Raw genomic sequence first — 19,992 nt, forward strand, 5'->3', positions numbered from 1 at the left:
TTATTGTCACGTGTTGCTGCTTTACTTTGGTTACTCGTTAGTGAGATAAAACTATCCGCTTAAATGGCAAGAATTGAATCCATTAAAAACCATCAATAATTAGTTTATCCCTATGAGTATCTACCTAAAGTAGATATGGTTACTATTTACTCAAGGCTGTTAAAAGGAATTATATGCAGGATTTACTGGATGTAATTATTGATTTCCTCTCCTCGTTCAAGTGGCGTACTGCAGTAATGATTGTTGCAGGTGTCGCTGTGCTAATTAGCGGATTTAATGACTATTTTGTCATTGGGTTCTTTTCTATCGCTTTAGTGTTGTACTCCCCAGAAATCTGGCGGTTTATGGGTAAAACAAGAAAACTAAACAATCCTTTTAAATGACTTAGGATTAAATGTGTTGATACCGACAATTGGGCTTATAACAACGGTCATTATTGATCTTATTTTGATATATTTAATTTTTTGCTGTTTTAAAGGAATTCGAAGTTCGAGTCTTTCAACTGTATTCATCAGGTTTGCTCTTGCATCATGTTGTAGTATTGTGATGTTGTATAGTATTTCAATTAGCTTATTATTCTTAGGCTCATTTATTCGCTAACGGCCTAGTCAATTGTTGTGTTAAATAATTTAAATTAATTTATGCATAAAGGGTATGTATATGGAAAATAAGCTTAGCAACAATGAGCAACAGAATGCGCTAGATATTCAATTTATGACTCAGGCTTTAGCTTTGGCTACGGATGCGGCGAAAAATGGTAATGAACCCTTTGGTGCGGTATTGGTTAAAAATAACCAAGTCGTTATGACTGGTGAAAATCATATCCATACTGAAAGTGACCCGACCTATCATGCGGAGTTAGGTCTCATACGCCAGTATTGCTCTGAACATAAAGTCATGGATTTATCAGATTATACGCTGTATACCAGCTGTGAGCCATGTTGTATGTGTTCCGGTGCAATGGTATGGAGCCAATTAGGTCGGATGGTTTATAGCCTTTCTCATGATGAACTCGCAGAGATTGCAGGTTTTAATATTATGTTAGGTAGCGATGAGATTTTTGCCAAAAGCCCCTTTAAACCTGAAGTGGTTAAAGGCGTCTTAAAAGAGCAAGCTATTTCTATTTATACGCAATATTTTAAGCCAAATTTATAGCCTTGACTGCATCATTATCTATCAATGAAGTAGGGTGGCTTGTGCCACCCGTATTAGTTTGAAAGTTAAAATAATTTTTTCTGTGGTGGGCCTGAGAAATTCATTTTGCCAATGCTATTCATTAACACTTCAACGACAACAGGTTGCTTCAAATCGACGGCTTGGCGTAGTGTTGATTCGAAATCTGTAGCTTTATCTATCGTAAATGCCTGAATCCCCATCGATTGAGCGAGTTGGCTAAATGAAGGCGTGAGTAACTCATTATAGTATTGGCGGTCTGAAAAATATTTTTCCTGAATACCTCGCATTACGCCATAACCTTGGTCATTCATAATAATCAGAACAATGGGGAGCTGCTCTTGTGCCATGGTGGCCAATTCACCTATGCCTAACATTAACCCGCCATCACCCACTAAGCCAATAACAGGCACATTCGGATTTGCTTTGGCACTGCCAATTGCCATAGCGAGTCCTAGACCAATCGCACCGGCTAATGAGTGAATGTTGTGCATTGGTTGGGTCGCTTTGAGTAAACGGCTTCCCCATAAACTCCCTGATACCGTAATGTCTCGGACAAAAATACCGTTACTCGGTAAGACTTGCTCCACGGCATCACTGAGTTGGCTATAAGGGCCACATTGTTGCCTGAGTTGCTCTTCTGCCTGCTGTACGGCCTCTTGCACTTGTTTTTTCCACTGAGTAGAGATAGGGCGCTTGGCTTGTTCAATTTTATCGGCAAGTGCTTCAAGTAAACTTTTGCAATCCCCAGTTACGGTTAAGTCGGCTAAATAGTTGCGATTGGCTGCGAGTGGGTTTATATCGATTTGTATGATGGGATGTGGCAAAGGTAATGACCATGTTTTGGTTTCATTACTGCGTAAACGCGAGCCAGCGACGATGGTTAAATCACATGAACGCAGTAATGCATCAATGGAATCTGCATTATGAAAAGCACGTAAGCTGAATGGGTGGTCATCCGATAAAATACCTCGCCCATGGGTGCTGCTGATGACGGCAATCCCCGCATCAGCAAGGCGTTTGACAGCATCTTTTGCTTGTAGAGCACCTACGCCAACCCATAATAGAGGCTGTGTAGCGTGTTGAAGTTTATCCCAAATTGCATTGACTAGCGATGTACAACAGTCAGGCAGCGTAGAAGGGGGAAGTGGCACACTGAGCACAGATAATGGCACTTGCGCACTTTGAATATCAATTGGAATTTCGATAGAGACAGGGCCGCAAGGTATCGTTTGAGCAACCTGAATGGCTTTATGTAGAGTGGCAACGGCTTGTTCGGGGGTATGAACACGAAAAGCTAGCTTAGAACTCGAACGTAAAAAGCCGAGTTGGTCATGGGTTTCATGAATAAACCCTGCGTCCATATCCAGATAAGCTTTTTCAACTTGCCCAGTAATATGGATCATGGGGGAGCATGCATTCATGGCTTCAATCATTGAGCCAACAGCATTCCCAGCTCCTGCTCCCGTACTGGTTAACGCCACCCCTAAGCCACTAAAACGGCTATGTGCATCCGCCATGGTAACGGCTCCTGCCTCCCCACGACTTGGCGTAAAATCAATCACTTTTCGGCGCCCGATAGCATCTGCTATGGGTAAATTATGAATTGAAATAACCCCATAAACCGTTGTGACTTGGTATTGTTCGAGTGTTCTGGCGATAGCTTCGCCAACTGTAATCATTTCAGACATTTTATTCTCCTCAATGCTGCCATAATCCGGTGACGGATTTGCTATTCACACCAACGGTTTGGTTGTGGGTTAAGTGCCAGAAATAGGCTTTTTTGTTGCATATAGGCTTTGAGGCTTTCAAGGCCTTTTTCACGGCCAATGCCACTTTCTTTAAAGCCGCCAAATGGCGTTGAAATAGAAAAAACTTTATAGGTATTAACCCAAACGGTACCGACATCAAGCGCATCGGCGAGCTTAAACGCCCGGGTGTAATCTTTTGTCCAAATACCTGCTGCAAGCCCATAAACAGAATCATTAGCTTGTTGAATTAAATCGTCTTCATCATCAAATGGCATAACGACGAGTACGGGACCGAAAATTTCTTCTTGGCAAACAGTAGATTGGTTATTTAAGCCTTCAATAATCGTCGGTAAAAAATAGTTGCCATCTTGGAGTACAGGGTCAGCCGGTGCAGTTCCACCAATACGGATCTTCCCGCCTTGTTGTACGGCTTGTTCGACATAGTTTCTGACGCTGTCTCGGTGCGAAGGGGAGATTAATGGCCCCAAATGAACGCGCTCTTGCCTTGGGTCACCAATAATCAGGTTGCGGGTCAGTTGCGTTAATTTTTCCATAAAAGATGAGTAGATATCTTTAGCCACAAACAGGCGCGAACCCGCGATGCAGGCTTGCCCCATCGAACTAAAGATACCGTAGCAAACACCGTGTGCAGCAATATCAAGGTCAGCGTCTGACAACACGATAGTTGGGGATTTACCCCCAAGTTCGAGTGACGTGGTGATAAGTTTATCTGCCGCAATGTGAGCCAGTTGTCGTCCCGTATTGGTGCCACCCGTAAAGGAGATTTTTTTCACCAGAGGGTGGCGAACCAGTGCATCACCGACAATCGAACCTTTACCCGGGAGCACGCTCAATAGGCCGCTGGGTAAACCCGCTTGCTCAAATAGCTCAGCTAATTTTAATGAAATTAGAGGTGTGGCTTCCGCAGGTTTTAAGATGACTGCGTTACCGGCAGCAATTGCTGGGGCAATTTTTTGCATATCACTGGCAATTGGGGAGTTCCATGGCGTGATTGCGGCGATCACGCCAATGGGTTGGTAAGTACTTATGGTCATCAGTTCTGGCTGGCGGCGAGGCGGAAGCTCACCACCTGAGACTTCACAAACCGCGGCAAAGTAGCGAGCAGTTGCTGCTGCGCTCATTACTAAGCCACGCGCTTCTGCCCAAGGCTTGCCGTTATCCAAGGTTTGTAATTGGGTTAATGCTTCGCAGTTTTCATCAATTAAGCGACTAACCTTGTATAAGATAGCCGCCCGTTGGTGAGCGGGAAGGTTGCGCCAAGAAGGCATCCTCCAGGCCATATCAGCTGCAATCACGGCGTCTTCGACATCTTCCAAACTTGCACTGTTGAGGGTGGCAACCACTTGGTTATTTCCCGGAAAACGCGACTGCATTTCAGGTCCGCGACCTTGCTGCCATTGACCACCAACAAAAATATCCATGTTGTTCATTATTTGGCTCCTATTAAATAGCTTGCTGCCCAGCGATACGACGACAAATTTCAACAGCACTTAAGGCGGCTAACATCGATGTTTTCGGGTTGGAGGGGAGAGGATTTCCATTGAGTTCAATACAGAAATGACCAAAATCACCCATAACATCAATGCGATGTGAATTGTGTGTGGTGTTCGGGTCAACAACTAATTGAACTTGTGTGGCATCCATCCCAATGCCATACAGCGCGACAGTGGCAGCGACATTGGCATTTGCGGGAAAATTCAGAGCCGCTTCACGAGCACTGCCACTAAAGAACACCGTAGGCTGTGTCACTTGTGACAAATCGACATAACGCTCAGCCGCACCATTGCGCCAACTTGCGGGGCTTTTACGTGACTGGTAGGTCACCTGAGTGATATTGGCTTCTTTTGCCGCACGTAAGCCATCAAGCCCTGCAACAGCGCCAGTCAGTGGGATCAATTGGCTGTGGTGGCGTTGGGTTAAGGCGACCAAGTGTTGTTCAAAGTCCGTGTCTGCAAGTGCACCTGTAGAGATAATGGCCAGTGTCCAGCCTCTTTCTAGTACCGTTGGTGCATATTGCTTAACGGCTTGGTGCCCCGCACACTCCAACACTAAATCAGGGGGAACGATATTATTATCAAGGCTATCGATAGGTGTAACGGCCCCTTTAAAGCGTTCCAAAATGGCTTGATGGTGATGGGGCCGGGCAACAATGTAACGTAGGGCTATCTCATCAGGTAAGCGAGTAATCACTTCTTGCGCCATTGCACCATAACCAATCAACATGAGTGTTTTCATCATTAAATCCTTTAAATATGATGGCTAAAGCCACCTGAAACATCTAAAGCGGCACCCGAGGTAAACGACGCCATGGGGGAGGCTAGAAAGACTAAGGCACGAGCGGGCTCTTCGGGTTTTCCTAAACGTTGCATTGGTATGCCTCGTTTTTTAGCGATATCGCCAATCCATTGTTCCCAATCGAGATTTTTGTCAGTGCGATTTTCGAAGCGACGTCGCCATTGGTCGGACTCTACCATGCCAAGTAAAATAGAGTTCACGCGGATCCCTTTAGGTAACAGTGTTTTCGACAAGTTTAGTGTCATGTTTAATAGTGCTGCTCGAGCTGCCGAGGTGGCGACCATATGCGGTTCAGGTTGTAAGGCCAGCAGTGAATTGACACAGGTAATAGAAGCAATATTTGATAGTTCTAAGAATGGCAAAAAAGCATTCACGGGGTTAATCACACCAAATAGTTTGAGTTGGGCTTCATGTAACCACGCTTCTTCGGGGGTATCGCTATAGCTTGCGACATAGCCTTGCCCTGCGTTATTAATCAATATATCGACTTGGCCATATTGCTGATGAACCTGTTTTGCGAAGGCTTCGGTTTGTGTTTTATCAAGAACATCACAAGAGTGTGCGATAAAATGCCCTTGGGGGTAGAGCTCTTGTAATGTTGTGAGTGCTTGCTGGAGTTTGTCTTGATCACGGCCGCAGAATGCCACTTTACAGCCTTCATCCAGTAAGAGTTTGACGGTTGCAAAGCCGATGCCGGAGCTTCCTCCTGTCACGACAGCAACACGGTTATTTAACTGTAAATTCATGAGTCTTCCTTTATTCGGCTTGGCAATAGAACGTCTCTAAAAATTGTTGTAAGTGGTGGTTAAAGGCGTCTGGCGCATCTAAATAACTGGCGTGTCCCGCTTGGTTTATCAGAAAGTAAGGGCAGTTTTTTTGTCGTGCGAGTCGTTCTACTTGTGCTGGTGGCGTAATGGTATCTTCTGTGCCAACCAGTATTTCCAATGGGCCATCATAGCGATTTAAATATTGGCTGATGTCATCATGAGCTAGCATCCACGCAGCAGCTAAGAAACCTGTGGGGTTGAGCTTCTTCATGTTCTGTTGAACCCAATTGACTTTCTCGGTAGTTGCGTTGGCCGATAGCAGCGTAGCAGCACGGTTTTGCGCATATGCCTCAATACCGGAACTAAAAACAATATCTTGTCGCTGTTGGTAAACTTGCTTTTGTTGGTCAGGGCATTTTGTGGCATAACCTTGCGCGGGGTTCGCTAATATTAAGCCTTTCACTTTATTGGGATATTGCGCTGCAAAAGCGCTTGCCATTATGGCGCCAAGGGAGTGCCCCACTAACACGATGGGTGATAAGACTAATTTATCAATAAAAGCATTTAATGCATTTGCGTAATCAATTGCGGTAGGTGTTGTCGTCTCTAGATCACGGCTTTCTAAATAGCCGGGAGCATCCCAGCTATAGAGATGGTAATGGTCTGTCAGTGATGGGCTCATCAGTTGGCTTACCCATGAAGCAGAACCAGAGCTGATACCATGCAGTAATACGACAGGGTGTCCTTGGCCGGCTTCCCGCCAACTTAGGCGATATGGCCCAAAGTCTGCCACCTGTGGTTCTGGGAGTTTTTTATTGAGCAAATTCATCACTGACGACTCCTGTTAGTTACGTTTAACTTTTGATAAAGGGTGATCTTCGGGATATGTCGGGATCGCCGGTTTTGGTGTACCGATCATGACGCACATTAAGGCTTCTTCTTCCCCGTGGTTAAATAAGCCACGATAAATACCCGCAGGAACTGAAATCAGGTCACGCTCCTTGAGAACCGTTTCATATTCCTCATTGCCATCTTTTACAAACAACGTGATGGTGCCTTTCAACATAAAGAACACTTCTTCAACATCGGGGTGCAGGTGTAATGGGCCTTCGCACTTGGCAGGAAGAACCATGGTAGAGAAGGTAAAGTTCTCTGCGGGAACGGTATTAACATCGCTAGAGACACCCGTTGCGCCAGTGCCGATATAGCGCATTTGTGCGCGGCGATATTTAGGGTCGTAATCCGCTTGGAATTTCAGGGCATTCCAATCATATTTGCGCCCTTCAAGGCGAGCGATGCGCGATTCAATCCATTGAGCCATTGGAATATCTTGTGGTTTGATTTGCGGTTGTGACATGGTGTTATCTCCAATAAAAAATGAGTTAATATTTTTTCAGTAAAGGCACTAGTAACAAGCTGCCGAATAAACCTATGACGACGATAAATAACAACCCGCTATCCATAGTGTGAGTGACAGTAATAAGAACCCCCATTGCCAGCGGTGCAGCAGCGCCGGCCAGGTTTCCTAACCCATTGAAAATACCGCCTGCTAATGCACTGACTTGTTTTTGTGTGGCTTTTGCGAGTAGGGCAAAGATATTTGGTGCGCCTGCCCCCCACATAAACATGCTAAACGCCATCATAAGAATGATGCTGTAGGTGCCAGTGAGAAATAACACGCCAGCAAGACCTAGGACGGCACCAAGTAATGAAATAAAACAAACGAGTGCGCGGCGATCGTAGCGATCTGATAACCATGCTCCGATAGCCTCACCAAATAACATGGCGATAAAGGGAAGGGATGACAGGATCCCTGCATGTTCCAAGTGGATAGACTTACCTTTAATTAAATAGCTAGGTAACCAACCATTCATCCCCCAAAGGTAGATAAGAAAAGCAATATTAAACATGCAGATAATCCAAAAATGGCTATTTTGGAATAAGCGTTTTTTATGGGCTCGCATCGCGGCCAGTTGCTCGGCAGGCAGTGCTTCACCCGCTGTATTTTTATTTTGTGCTTGGCGATTGACTAAGTTGGGATGGCGAATACCAATCACCACAAGCCACCAAACGGGGACAGTAAAGGCGGCCATGACAAAAAATGTACTTTGCCAACCATAGTTATTAAGTAAATACAATGAGATAGGAAAGCCTAACGCTGCGCCTAACGGTGTGCCTAATAACCACATCATAGTGGCTCTAGCTTGCATTTTTGGCGGAAAGGTACGGCGCACAATGGCATAAGCGATTGCCAGCAAAGGCCCTTCGGCAATTCCCAGTAACACGCGTAAGAAAACCATCGTGCCATAGTGGTGTGTGAATCCCATAAAAATCATGAGGAAACACCAGCTACTGATCATAAATAACAGCATTTTAGTGGGGTGAAATTTATCACCAATGCCGCTTAGTAACATGGAAGAAACACCATAAGCGAATAAAAATGCGCTCATCAGTAATCCCAAACGGGTTGGGTCAAAATCAATTCCCAGCGCTTGCTGAAATTTTTCGTCAGAAAATAGAGCCGCAATGCTAATTTTGTCGAAGAAAGCTAGTAACACACAGGAAAACAGGCCGATTGGGATCAACCAATTGATCTTTTCAGGAACATCTTGCTCGATTTGATCAGGTTCTGAATTTCGTAAGGTTATAGTCTGGTTAGCCATGAGATTTCTCCTTGCTGAACACTATTTCAGTGACATTAGTGAAAATGTGGGATCAGCAAGTTGTGAAGGGTCCAATTTGCGGTGGCCTTGTATCCAACGTTTACCTAGCTTGATGGCACGAGCATCATTAAATGCAATCATTTGCACCAATTCATTGCTTTCATTTAAAGCAAAATGAACCTCTGAATCAGGAGTATGCCGTTGAATATGATTTAATTTTTGTGAGGTTGGGACACCTAAAATTTGGATGTTGTCCTGGTATTGATCTGACCATAACCAAGCGAGTTCATTGAACCCTTCAGACTGCGGATTTAGCATGGCTTTTGCTGTGGTGATGGCTTGGTTTTGAGCATAAGCCCATGACTGTAAACATAAAGATAGTGTGGGATGGCAAGCGACGTCCCCCGCAGCATAAATATTGGGGTGAGAAGTTTGCCCTTGGTGATTAATCACAATACCGTGGGTAACATCAAGCCCTGCTTCTTTGGCTAGTTCGAGATTTAATTCAACACCAATCCCCATAACAGCGAGATCGAAGTTTTTCGAAGGCTGCTTTTGGCAACTAATTTGTAATCCGGTTGTTGTTGGCTCGCCAAGTTCGATATCACCACAATCGGTTATGACATGAACGCCCGCTTGTGTATGGCGTAGTGCCAGAGCCTCTGAAACATTTTGCGGTACACTGCGTTCGCACAATCGGCTTTGCCGCTCAAAAATTGTGACATAAATACCCATTTTTCGTGCGGAAGCAGCGACTTCTAAGCCAATCCAACCACCGCCAATAATGGCAATTTTTTGTGCTGATAATAGTGCAGTGCGTAATTTCTGAGCGTCATCCCATGAACGCAAGGCGAATACTTGAGGGTGTTGCTGCCAACGACTCGACAGGTAGCGAGGTCGGCCACCTGTTGCAAGCAGTAATTTGTCAAACGTAATGACACGGCCATCACTTAAATGAACGTATTGGTTTTGGCCATCAATTTTGGTGGCACGTAGTGGGCGAAACCATTGTAAATTTAAGGCATGAGTTTCTTGTTCGCTGAATAAACGTGATAACGAAAAACTCTCCTGCGTCAGTACCGCTTTAGACAGCGGTGGGCGCTCATAAAAATCATGGTTTTCATCGCTGATCACCGAAATAATACCTTGATAGCCTTCATCTCGTAGGGTTTTTGCCGCCCAGCCACCAGCCTGGCCCCCACCGATAATGACAATACCGCCTTGGATTAATGAGCTCATGGTGTTACTCCTTAACTTGGCGGCGAGTTTCATAATCGAGACCGCCTTCTACAGCCCATTCCGTAAATGAAACTAAGGAATGTTCCAGTTCGCGCGGTTGCCACTTATCGGTAAGGTAATCATCATTGGTGTAATATTCGAAAGCACCACCTGTTGGGCTGTTGACATACCAAAAGTAAGCGGATGAGATAGGGTGGCGGCCTGGGCCAATAAAGGTGCTCCATTGATGGCGGTTCATTGCTAGGCCGCCGCCAATCACTTCATGGATATCACGAACCGTAAAAGCGACATGGTTGAGGCCGCTGCCACGATGAGGAAGCTTCAGCAAAAACAGGTTATGGTGGCAACCGTTTATTTGTGTCCGTAAAAAGACGGCACGGTCGATATAACGGTCAGAAACTTGAAAACCCAGTTTTTGGCGATAGAACGCTTCTGTAGAAGGTAAGTCATCAACAAAGAACACCACGTGGCCGACGTTAATAGGGGTGGCTTTTTCGTAAACCGGGCTAGGTTTATCAATGCGGCGAATATCCCCCCATTGGTTGATAGCGGTGACCTCTAATTCAACCGTTTTTTGTTTACTGATGGTAAAAGCGACAGTCATGCCATTTGGGTCACGGCATTGTGCGCCATCTGGCGTCAGTTGAAAGCCATCACAAGGTCTAATTTTCTCAATGATCTCTTGGAGTTTATCCAAGTTTTCAACACCCCATGTAATGCGGCGCAGTGTTGAACCCGCTTCAAAAGGGGCTGGCAGATTTGGGTCTTGGTGTGAAAATAACTGTATTTCTGCACCAGATAAGGTCGTGAATAACGAGGCGTTATCAGAGGCCGCTTTGAGGCCAAAATCATGTAAAAATTTCTGGCAGCTAGGGATATCTTCAACACCAAATTCTAATTTTTCTATTCCAATCACTGACATTGTAAAGTCCTCTATCGATTGGTGTTATTGCCAAAGGTTTTTTTGGACAAAAAGAACCTGAGGCTTATGGCAATAAACCTAAAAATGTGTGGATGATATTTGGTTAACGCTAAACGGCTTTTGCTTGGCTCATGCCACCAATAAATTCAGTGAGTTTTTGGGCTGCATAGCTCACTTCATTTTGTAATCGCCGGCACTCTTGTGCAGGGATGCTACTCATTGGCACCATGATGCTAATTACCGCTTCTACGCCATTCGTTTGGTTATAAACAGGGTAAACAATGGATGAAATCCCCCGACGGTAAAATGATTCACCAATCACATAGCCTCGCAGTTTGTCAGCTTGGATCATTTGCCAAAATTCCTGCTTACAGCCTGCGTTATCGGGGAGTTCATCATCAGGGTAAAGCGCATCAAATTCAGCGCGAGTTAACCCGCTGAGTAGCATTCGACCCAGTGAGGTTCGGTGCGCTGATAAACGCGTGCCTACGCTAACATGGTTAATCTTTGATTCTGCGCCACTGACTCTGGCGATATAAATAATGTCCCGACCATCTCGAATGACTAAATGGCTGTTACATTGGCTTCGGTCTCTGAGTTGCTCGATAATGGGCTGGCCTAACTGGGTTAAATCGAGTGATGCAATATAGCCAAGACCAAGGCTGAGTACTTTGCGGCCTAATGAAAATGCTCCAGTACGTGGATGTTGGACGAGGAAATCCAAGTGCACTAAGGTTTGGATCGCACGGTAAGCCGTTGCTTTGGGCATATCGACTAAGCGGAGGATCTCTGCAAATGTCAATTCGCGATGCTGTTGAGCGAGTAACAGAAGAAGCTGTAGCCCTTTTTCCAAACCGGGTACTAGATATTTACACGTTGAATTCATGGTCCTCACCTCTTTACCGACTGAATGGCGAAATTAGTTAAAAATAAAGCCACCATTAACTGGGATTAGCTGGCCTGTGACAAAATCGGCCATGGGCGAAAGCAAATACAAAGCGGTTCCCGTAACGTCTTCGGGCATCTGCTCTCCTTGTAATGCTCTGCCATTTTCATATAGCTGGTGGCGCTCAGCGGGAACGTATTCGGTCGCTTCGACTTTAGTGAGCCCTGGCGCAATTGCGTTGACGCAAATACGGTGAACACCGAGTTCACGTGCCATTGAGCGTGTCATACTGATGATAGCCCCTTTACTGGCGACATAAGCCATTAGCTTGGGGGCTCCCCAAAGTGCGGTATCAGAGGCAATATTGATAATTTTGCCGCGGGAACTCTGCTTTAAAAAGGGGAGAGCGGTTTTGGTGACTAGCCACGTTCCTCTGACGTTCACTGTCATGACCTTATCCCATAGCGCCAAGTCATATTCGTCGAGCAGCTTCCCACCCACTCCGGTTGCCAGAGCCGCATTGTTAATCAGCCCATCAATTGCGCCTTGTTGACCAATACTGTTTAATGCATGAGTGATTGAGTCAGGATCCGCTAAGTCGAGAGAAACACCTTGGGCTTCAAACCCTTGTTGTTGTAAGGACTCGACACTTTCTTGTAATCGTTGTTCTAGGATGTCACACAAGATAACTTGAGCACCTTGTTCTGCGGCGGCTTGTGCGAAACTCAAGCCAAGCCCTCTTGCGGCTCCTGTGATTACAATGCGTTTTCCTGCCAAGATATCATGCATTTTCAGTTTCCTTATTGTTGATTAAGTCAAACTGCTTCTTCGCTTCGCGTTGCATAATGCGGCGTAGGCGGGATAAACCCACATCGTGCTGATAAAGAAATTCTTTATCACGTGCATTTGGTGTGAGGTTTTCTAAAATAATGCGATCTTGTTCTAAAACATCCCAATGCAGTCCTTCTAGGCGGTTGCGGTACATAAAGCGCCATAAATCACGTTGCCAGTCTTTCACTTTGCGAATACGCCAAAAGAAAACACGAGTATGGTGACGGTCTTCAGGTACGACCATGCCGATAATCCAAAAGTGCCCACCAGGGCCGAAGCGTTTTTGATATGGGATAGATAAACGCAGCCAATTTGCACCCGTACTCGCGAATTCCACCCAGTCAAAGTTGACACCTATTTGGTCATTTTTACGGAAAATAAAGCCATTTTTTGTTGCTTCTAGGATCATTTCTGATTGTTTGTCACCTTCTGCCATTGAGTGTGATGATGAATGGAGATAGGTGCCATGCATTGGGTCCATCACGTTTTCGAGTGCATATTGGTAATTGCACTTCCACGATGCGGTACAGAGGAAATTGCTGTGGTTTTCGTCATCAGCTAATTCTTCAGGAAATTCGAGGGTGGGAGGCGTTTCACCGTCAATTACCGCAAAATAGAGGAAAATGGCACCATGGACTTCTTGAACGGGATAGGTTTTTAAACATTTTTGACCTTCAAGAGGGCATTGACTGACCGCTGGAACATCTTTAACGATGCCATCTCCACCGACTTCGACACCGTGATACCAGCAGGCAATGCGTTCACCTAAGTTCCAACCCATTGATAAACGGGCACCACGGTGAGGGCATCTATCTTCTAAAGCATGAATTTGGCCTTTATCATCACGCCAAAGCACGATTTGTTCTTCTAAGCGAGTAATACCGATAGGGTTACTACTGACTTCCCAGCTGGATAATACGGGGTACCATTGCCCGCGTAATCCGACATCCAGATAATCTTGGTAGTTTTGAAGTTGTGTATTTGTCATCATCATTTGCTTCCGTTTATCAAAGGTGTTTTTGTTTTCTTTTCTTAGTATGACAATGTGCTAGTAACCATTGACGAGAAGAAATTCGCGGAAACTGCTTGTGGACCAAGGTTGCCCTTGTCGGTCATATAATTGCTGTTGATTTAATGCACTAACTAATTCTTCAAGTGATTCAGTGCCAGCAGCGAATAGCGTTTCCAGTGCAAAAATGAGTTTGTTTTCATACTCATCAGGCATACGTGAACGTGTTTGCCAAACGATATTCGGTGCACTTCCTGGCGCTTGGATACTGCCTTTACCACCTTCTCGTGCTGGGATAATTTGATTATTTGCTGGTAAATACGGATTAATATTTTGAATAGGTTCCATTTCTACTCCTCAATCAAACTGATTTCGATTCGGTTATCGTGAATGCGTGTCTGGTAGGTTTTGAGATCTCGCCCACCAGGTTCGCGTAAACATTTACCCGTTTTAATATCGAAAACGGCTTCATGTAATGGGCATTCCACTTTGCCATCTTCAACAAAACCTTGGCTTAACAGGGCATAGGCATGTGGGCAAACATCTTCTAAGGCATAATATTGGTCTTCAACTAAGAAGATCCCAATTTCGGCATCATCAACTTTGGCTGAAAAAGGAAATTCTTCTTGAACTTGTGAGACATCGCAGACAGCAATCCAGCTCATGGTTTTCTCCTTTTGAATGTGTTGTAACATTTTGTTTCATATGTGAAACATTGTTTTTTATTTAAAACCAGATTAATTGTATGGGTGATTATTAGTCAATCAAATGTTGACTATATGTAAAATATTCGTTTCAAAATGTGGGGTGTGTCGAGGTTATGATGGAGTTTGGTTTCATATGAGAAACTTTCGATAGGTTTATTCAAATAGGACTACTCGTTTATGGTGTTTGGGAAGGAAGTCATGGAGAAATGTGAAAAATAGTCTATAGAATAATAAGCTCAATATATAAATTAATATCAATAGGATATTGCATATAAGCTCTTAATATCCTATTGATGGTATATTCAAATAACTTATTTCACCTCAAAGCGTTGCAAGTCTTTACTGACCGTCACAGGGCCTGAGTATTGTTTTCTGACTTCATTAATCCACACGTCATCAGTAATCGATGGGTCATCCGCGGGGACTAAGTGGGTTAGGACAAGGTGTTTTACATTAGCTTGCTTGGCTATTTTTCCGACATCTTCTGCTGTTGTATGGTGAGAAATAATCGCTTTTGCCAGCGTTGAACCGTTGCCGATACGGTTGGCTAAATTTTCCACACCAGAGACTAAGACGACTTCACTAATTAAGTAATCAGCATCTTTAGCAAATTCAATAATTTGGCTATTATCAATCATATCACCAGTAATAACGATAGTTTTTCCGCCAGATTGTATTTTATAAGCGAGAGCTTCGTCTGAGTTAAAAGGTGGGTGTGGAACAAATAAGGCACTAATTTCGACATCATTATTTTTGAGTACAGGGCCTTCTTGAATATCTTTTGCTGTAACTATTTGGCGCAAATCAGGTTTACCTTCATCTTTAACGCGTAAATCAATATCGCGACTAAAAGTATCCCAAACACCTTTTGTCATACTTTCCGTTCCAACAGGGCCATAAACAGCGATATTATGATTTAAACCACTGTTCCATGCATTTAACAGTAGGGCTGGGTAATCGGCAACATGATCACTGTGGAGGTGGGTAATAAAGATAGAATCAAGATTTTTTAATGGGGCTTTTGATTGAACTAATCGCAAACTTGCTCCGTATCCCGCATCAAATAAGTATATTTTATCGTTCTTGATAAATGCCGTCGATTGCGGCAAGCGTTTTTCATTTAATAAGGAAGGACCGCCTTTTGTTCCAAGCGTAATAATTTCATCTGCACTAGTAAGATGGCTAACACCAAATAGCGCAGCACCGATAGAAAGAGAAACGAAGAGTTGTTTTAGTTTCAAAATATCACCTCTTTATATTATTAATAGATTGAGTTTTATGAATAATATTTATTCATTGCAGGGTATTGGTATATTGTTAACATATGAATAACTCTACGTTTATGTGTGGTGGGATACTATCGTTCTTATGGACTAGGTGAATGATTTAGAAGATTATTTATGTTAATTAATAGAGAATAGTTCTGAAAATAATTATTCAATTTAACTATAATTCTAATATTATTTAATAGAGAAAGTTATATTGTTTGCTCATCCTATTTAAATTGGATTTTAAATTTATATTTAACTCTGTTTAGGGTTATTAATGAATAAATAATAGGCTCTATTTTTAAATGGAATCATTATTGTATTACTAAATAATTGGTTCGGTTTTTGAAAAATGAGTCTGCCAATTGTATTTCCACAACTTTTCTTGATCTCAAGTGAAGTTTTTTTTATGTTTTAGCGCGAAAATACCCTCACAATGCTAAGGGGATATCTCAGTGAAAAGTGGTATACAGTTACGCATCAAAGGGAAAGTGCAAGGTGTGGGGTTTCGCCCCTATATTTGGCAGTTAGCCCACCAATGCAAATTATTAGGTGATGTTTGTAATGATGGTGAAGGGGTGCTAGTGCGTTTATGTATTGGTTCGGATATCACTGAATTTACTCAGTTATTGTACCAACATTGTCCGCCATTAGCCCATATAGAAAGTATTGAACCGCAACCTTTTCAATGGGATAAATTACCCGATACCTTTACTATTCGCCGTAGTGGTGAAGGTAAAATGGACACGCAAGTAATTCCAGATGCTGCCACTTGTGATGCGTGCCAACAAGAGCTTTTTGCCCTATCAAATCGGCGTTTTCATTACCCGTTTACAAACTGTACGCATTGCGGCCCCCGTTTCACTATTATTCGTCATATGCCTTATGATAGACCCAATACCGCAATGGCCGATTTTCCTTTGTGTCCTAATTGCTTAGAGGAATATCAATCCCCCGCAGATAGACGATTTCATGCGCAACCTAATGCGTGCGCGGTGTGTGGCCCTGAAATTAAATTGTGCGACCCATCAGGAAAAACGATTGCAAATAAAGAGAACGTATTAGTCTTGGCAGCTCAGCAGTTATTGGCAGGTAAAATTGTTGCCATTAAGGGGATCGGGGGTTTTCACCTTGCTTGCGATGCGAGTAATGATCAGGCGGTAGAAGCTTTGCGCGTACGTAAATGCCGCCCAACTAAGCCACTTGCGGTAATGGTTCCATCACTGAATTGGTTAGAGTTGCACAATATGCCGCTTAGTGATGGCCTATGTGCATTATTAAAAAGCCCTGCCGCACCGATTGTGTTGATTAAAAATTGGAAAAATCATGTATTAAGCCAATATATTGCGCCAAAGCTAGCGGAAATAGGTGTTATGTTACCTTCTAATCCGTTGCAACACCTATTGATGGCACAAGTTAATTGCCCATTAGTGATGACATCAGGAAATGTATCAGGAAAGCCCCCTGTATTGAGTGAGCAAGCTGCTCTGGCTGATTTAACGGATATTGCTGATTTTTTCCTCACTCATAACCGCGATATTGTCCAACGTGCAGATGACTCACTGGTGCGTTATCATGATGGGCAAGCGGAAATGCTCCGTCGTGCGCGGGGCTATGTCCCTGATTCGATTGATTTACCTAAAGGGTTTGAAAATTCCCCACCAATACTGGCTTTAGGGGCTGATCTTAAAAATACCTTTTGTTTATTGCGAGACAAAAGTGCAGTAATGAGCCAACACCTAGGCGACCTTGATGACATGGATATTTTTGAACAATACCAGTCTGCGATTGCATTATTTGAATCTATTTATCGTTTTACGCCAACCGCTATAGTTTCTGATATGCATCCTAATTATGTGAGTACGCGCTATGGCGAGGCGTTATCACAGCAATTACGAATCCCATTGATAAAAGTGCAGCATCATCATGCGCATATCGCAGCGGTAATGGTTGAGCATGGTTTACCACTAAATGGAAGTAAAGTCATTGGGTTAGCTTTGGATGGTTTGGGGTATGGTGATGACCACAGGCTATGGGGAGGTGAATGCTTACTAGTGGATTATAAATCCAGTCAATACCTAGGAGGCTTGCCCCCAGTTGCACTGCCGGGAGGGGAATTAGCTTCTCGGCAGCCATGGCGTAATTTCCTTGCGCATTGTTTACAATTTGTCCCCCAGTGGCAAAAGCAAGAGAGCGTTGCTTATTTAATGTCATTTCCTTGGCAAGGCTTACAAAAGGCGATTGATAAAGGAATTAATAGCCCAACGGCTTCATCTACTGGGCGGCTTTTTGATGCGGTTGCTGCGGCGTTAGGTATTTGTACGGCACAAACTAGTTGGGAAGGGGAGGCCGCTTGTCAACTGGAAGCGATTGCAATGAAATCTCCCGTGAGCGTACATCCGGTCACTATGCCGTTAGTTGGTCAACAATTAGATTTACATACATTTTGGCAGCAATGGATGGCGTACTGTGCGCCTAAACCACAACGCGCACATGCATTTCATGTAGCGTTAGCGGAAGGTTTTGCTGAGCTAGCAAGGAAATCAGCGAACCAATATGGTACTAAGAAAATTGTTTTGTCAGGTGGTGTGATTCATAACCAACTATTGCGAGAACTATTAGTGAATAACCTATCTGAGTTCGATGTGTTATATGCAAAACAATTTCCTATGGGAGATGGTGGGCTATCATTGGGGCAAGTCGCTATCGCTTCTGCGATGTTGAAAAATTAATCTATTACTGATGGGCAGTATTATATTTATAGGATTGTATATCTACCTATTTTTCAGCTTTTCATTTTAATAGATTATATTGTATTTTTGATATTGATTCTTATTTAACATATTTGTTTTTATATTAATAGTTGGATTGTTATTAATACACCTATTCTGCTTAATTAATTATATTACGATAATGAATCTAAGTATCATAATGAAAAATAAATGGTTTTTTATTTTAAATGATGTGATGTATAACGCAGTATTGAAAATCAAATCTATTTTTTTATATTTTCCCTCTTGTTTTAACACAGGTTACTGAATCGATTTTTCTAGCAAATATATAAAAAAAATAAAATTTCTTATTGCCTATTGATGAAGATCAAATGATTTAGGAGCGGTAGGAATAGGATCTTATTTTATATTTATGCATCAGGTTACTTAAATAAGAATTTATTTCATTAGAGTTGGTTTTGTTTGCTTCTTAAATAGATAAATACAAACAAAAAGCGTATGCATCATTTGTGTATAGGGCCTTGTGGTATTTATAACCTTAAGATAATAAACAAAAATTTCCTTCTAATGAATAGGTTTTAAGCCACCCATAATAATAGGAAAAAAGAATGATAGGAGATAACTCTATTATTTCTTCGCATGGCATTAACCGCCGTGATTTTATGAAGTTATGTACAGCATTAGCAGCGACAATGGGATTAAGCGGGAAGGCTGCTGCCCAAATAGCTGAATCTATTAGTGACCCAGCTCGACCTCCTGTCATTTGGATTGGTGCCCAAGAGTGTACGGGGTGTACGGAATCTTTGCTGTGTTCAACCCATCCAACTTTGGAAAATTTAATTCTCGATACTATTTCATTGGAATACCACGAGGTGTTGTCTGCCGCCTTTGGTGAGCAAGTTGAGCAAAATAAACATGATGCAATTGAAAAGTACAAAGGAAAATATGTTTTAGTCGTCGATGGTTCTATCCCGCTAAAAGATAACGGTATTTATTGTATGGTGGCGGGGAAACCGATTGTTGAACATATTCGTGAAGTGGCTGAACACGCCGCGGCCGTGATTGCGATTGGTTCTTGTGCTTCGTGGGGCGGTGTTGCTGCGGCAGGAGATAACCCAACAGGAGCCGTGGGTTTAGATCAAGTCATTAAAGATAAAACCGTTATCAATATTCCAGGTTGCCCGCCTAATCCACATAACTTCCTTGCGACGGTCGCGCACTTAATTACGTTTAATCGTCCACCAAAACTGGATAGCAAAAATCGCCCAATGTTCGCGTACGGTCGATTAATTCATGAACACTGCGAACGTCGCCCTCATTTTGATGCGGGCCGCTTCGCAAAAGAGTTCGGTGATGATGGTCATCGTGAAGGTTGGTGTTTATACCATTTAGGCTGTAAGGGGCCTGAAACTTACGGGAACTGTTCCACATTGCAATTCTGTGATGTCGGTGGTGTTTGGCCTGTGGCGATTGGTCACCCTTGTTATGGCTGTAACGAGGAAAATGTCGGCTTTCACAAAGCGATACATCAGTTGGCGAGCGTGGAAAACCCAACACCACGGGTGGATAAACCGGATGTCAATAATCGCGAAGGTGGCCAAATTTCATCTACAGCTGTGGGGTTAATTGGTGGTGTTGTCGGGTTAGTGGCTGGAGTTAGCGTGATGGCAGTACGTGAATTAGGTCGTCAAAAACGCCAACAAGATACTGACTCACGGGGAGAATAAC

General features: G+C 43.4%; 19 protein-coding genes. 4 read left to right on the forward strand and 15 right to left on the reverse strand.

What is annotated here, in order from left to right; genetic code table 11:
• The first annotated feature begins 173 nt into the window (after window positions 1–173).
• Both M1F25_RS05295 and M1F25_RS05300 read left to right on the forward strand, forming a co-directional pair.
• A complete protein-coding gene (locus M1F25_RS05295; RefSeq protein WP_094961046.1) occupies window positions 174–383 on the forward strand; it encodes a hypothetical protein in 210 nt (69 codons plus the stop codon).
• Window positions 384–660: 277 nt separating this feature from the next.
• A complete protein-coding gene (locus M1F25_RS05300) occupies window positions 661–1,155 on the forward strand; it encodes a nucleoside deaminase (protein WP_112307763.1) in 495 nt (164 codons plus the stop codon).
• A gap of 65 nt (window positions 1,156–1,220) precedes the next feature.
• On the opposite strand, the gene M1F25_RS05305 is transcribed toward M1F25_RS05300, so the two are convergent.
• The 15 genes from M1F25_RS05305 to M1F25_RS05375 form a co-directional block, all read right to left on the reverse strand.
• Window positions 1,221–2,864: a thiamine pyrophosphate-binding protein gene (locus M1F25_RS05305; protein WP_181489408.1), complete on the reverse strand. Its 1,644-nt coding sequence runs from the start codon at window positions 2,862–2,864 to the stop codon at window positions 1,221–1,223.
• 41 nt (window positions 2,865–2,905) lie between these two features.
• Window positions 2,906–4,375: an aldehyde dehydrogenase gene (locus tag M1F25_RS05310; RefSeq protein ID WP_112307765.1), complete on the reverse strand. Its 1,470-nt coding sequence runs from the start codon at window positions 4,373–4,375 to the stop codon at window positions 2,906–2,908.
• Between the two features lie 13 nt (window positions 4,376–4,388).
• The gene (locus M1F25_RS05315; protein ID WP_112307766.1) at window positions 4,389–5,180 is read right to left on the reverse strand and encodes an aspartate dehydrogenase; all 792 of its coding nucleotides are present in this window, start codon (window positions 5,178–5,180) and stop codon (window positions 4,389–4,391) included.
• Between the two features lie 11 nt (window positions 5,181–5,191).
• Window positions 5,192–5,986 carry an SDR family oxidoreductase gene (locus tag M1F25_RS05320; RefSeq protein ID WP_004257995.1) on the reverse strand — a complete coding sequence of 265 codons (795 nt, stop codon included), beginning with the start codon at window positions 5,984–5,986 and terminating at the stop codon, window positions 5,192–5,194.
• 10 nt (window positions 5,987–5,996) lie between these two features.
• Window positions 5,997–6,836, reverse strand: a complete 840-nt coding sequence (locus M1F25_RS05325) for an alpha/beta fold hydrolase (RefSeq protein ID WP_181489683.1) — start codon at window positions 6,834–6,836, stop codon at window positions 5,997–5,999.
• A gap of 15 nt (window positions 6,837–6,851) precedes the next feature.
• Window positions 6,852–7,364 (reverse strand): cupin domain-containing protein, encoded by a 513-nt coding sequence (locus M1F25_RS05330; RefSeq protein WP_405127798.1) that lies wholly within the window; start codon window positions 7,362–7,364, stop codon window positions 6,852–6,854.
• A 25-nt stretch (window positions 7,365–7,389) separates the two neighbouring features.
• A complete protein-coding gene (locus M1F25_RS05335; RefSeq protein WP_112307768.1) occupies window positions 7,390–8,670 on the reverse strand; it encodes an MFS transporter in 1,281 nt (426 codons plus the stop codon).
• A gap of 21 nt (window positions 8,671–8,691) precedes the next feature.
• Window positions 8,692–9,909 carry an NAD(P)/FAD-dependent oxidoreductase gene (locus M1F25_RS05340; protein ID WP_181489410.1) on the reverse strand — a complete coding sequence of 406 codons (1,218 nt, stop codon included), beginning with the start codon at window positions 9,907–9,909 and terminating at the stop codon, window positions 8,692–8,694.
• Window positions 9,910–9,913: 4 nt separating this feature from the next.
• Window positions 9,914–10,831: a VOC family protein gene (locus M1F25_RS05345; protein ID WP_094961059.1), complete on the reverse strand. Its 918-nt coding sequence runs from the start codon at window positions 10,829–10,831 to the stop codon at window positions 9,914–9,916.
• Window positions 10,832–10,940: 109 nt separating this feature from the next.
• A complete protein-coding gene (locus tag M1F25_RS05350) occupies window positions 10,941–11,717 on the reverse strand; it encodes an IclR family transcriptional regulator (RefSeq protein WP_004257979.1) in 777 nt (258 codons plus the stop codon).
• A 33-nt stretch (window positions 11,718–11,750) separates the two neighbouring features.
• Entirely contained in the window at window positions 11,751–12,506 is a 756-nt protein-coding gene (locus tag M1F25_RS05355; RefSeq protein ID WP_094961060.1) for an SDR family oxidoreductase, read from the reverse strand.
• Entirely contained in the window at window positions 12,499–13,539 is a 1,041-nt protein-coding gene (locus M1F25_RS05360) for an aromatic ring-hydroxylating oxygenase subunit alpha (protein WP_094961061.1), read from the reverse strand. Before M1F25_RS05360 ends, M1F25_RS05355 begins: the two co-directional genes overlap by 8 nt.
• A 57-nt stretch (window positions 13,540–13,596) precedes the next feature.
• The gene (locus M1F25_RS05365) at window positions 13,597–13,905 is read right to left on the reverse strand and encodes a recombinase-like helix-turn-helix domain-containing protein (protein ID WP_004257971.1); all 309 of its coding nucleotides are present in this window, start codon (window positions 13,903–13,905) and stop codon (window positions 13,597–13,599) included.
• Between the two features lie 2 nt (window positions 13,906–13,907).
• Window positions 13,908–14,222 carry a nitrite reductase small subunit NirD gene (gene nirD, locus M1F25_RS05370; protein WP_094961062.1) on the reverse strand — a complete coding sequence of 105 codons (315 nt, stop codon included), beginning with the start codon at window positions 14,220–14,222 and terminating at the stop codon, window positions 13,908–13,910.
• Between the two features lie 353 nt (window positions 14,223–14,575).
• Window positions 14,576–15,505, reverse strand: coding sequence for an MBL fold metallo-hydrolase (locus tag M1F25_RS05375; protein ID WP_181489412.1), 930 nt, complete (start codon window positions 15,503–15,505; stop codon window positions 14,576–14,578).
• A gap of 482 nt (window positions 15,506–15,987) precedes the next feature.
• Between M1F25_RS05375 and hypF the strand changes: the two genes are divergently transcribed.
• Together hypF and hybO are read left to right on the forward strand one after the other, a co-directional pair.
• Entirely contained in the window at window positions 15,988–18,264 is a 2,277-nt protein-coding gene (gene hypF, locus M1F25_RS05380; RefSeq protein WP_181489414.1) for a carbamoyltransferase HypF, read from the forward strand.
• A gap of 608 nt (window positions 18,265–18,872) precedes the next feature.
• Window positions 18,873–19,991, forward strand: coding sequence for a hydrogenase 2 small subunit (gene hybO, locus M1F25_RS05385; protein WP_004257951.1), 1,119 nt, complete (start codon window positions 18,873–18,875; stop codon window positions 19,989–19,991).
• Window position 19,992: the final 1 nt, after the last annotated feature.

Source organism: Providencia sp. PROV109 (assembly GCF_033681625.1).
Classification (GTDB): Bacteria; Pseudomonadota; Gammaproteobacteria; order Enterobacterales; family Enterobacteriaceae; genus Providencia; species Providencia hangzhouensis.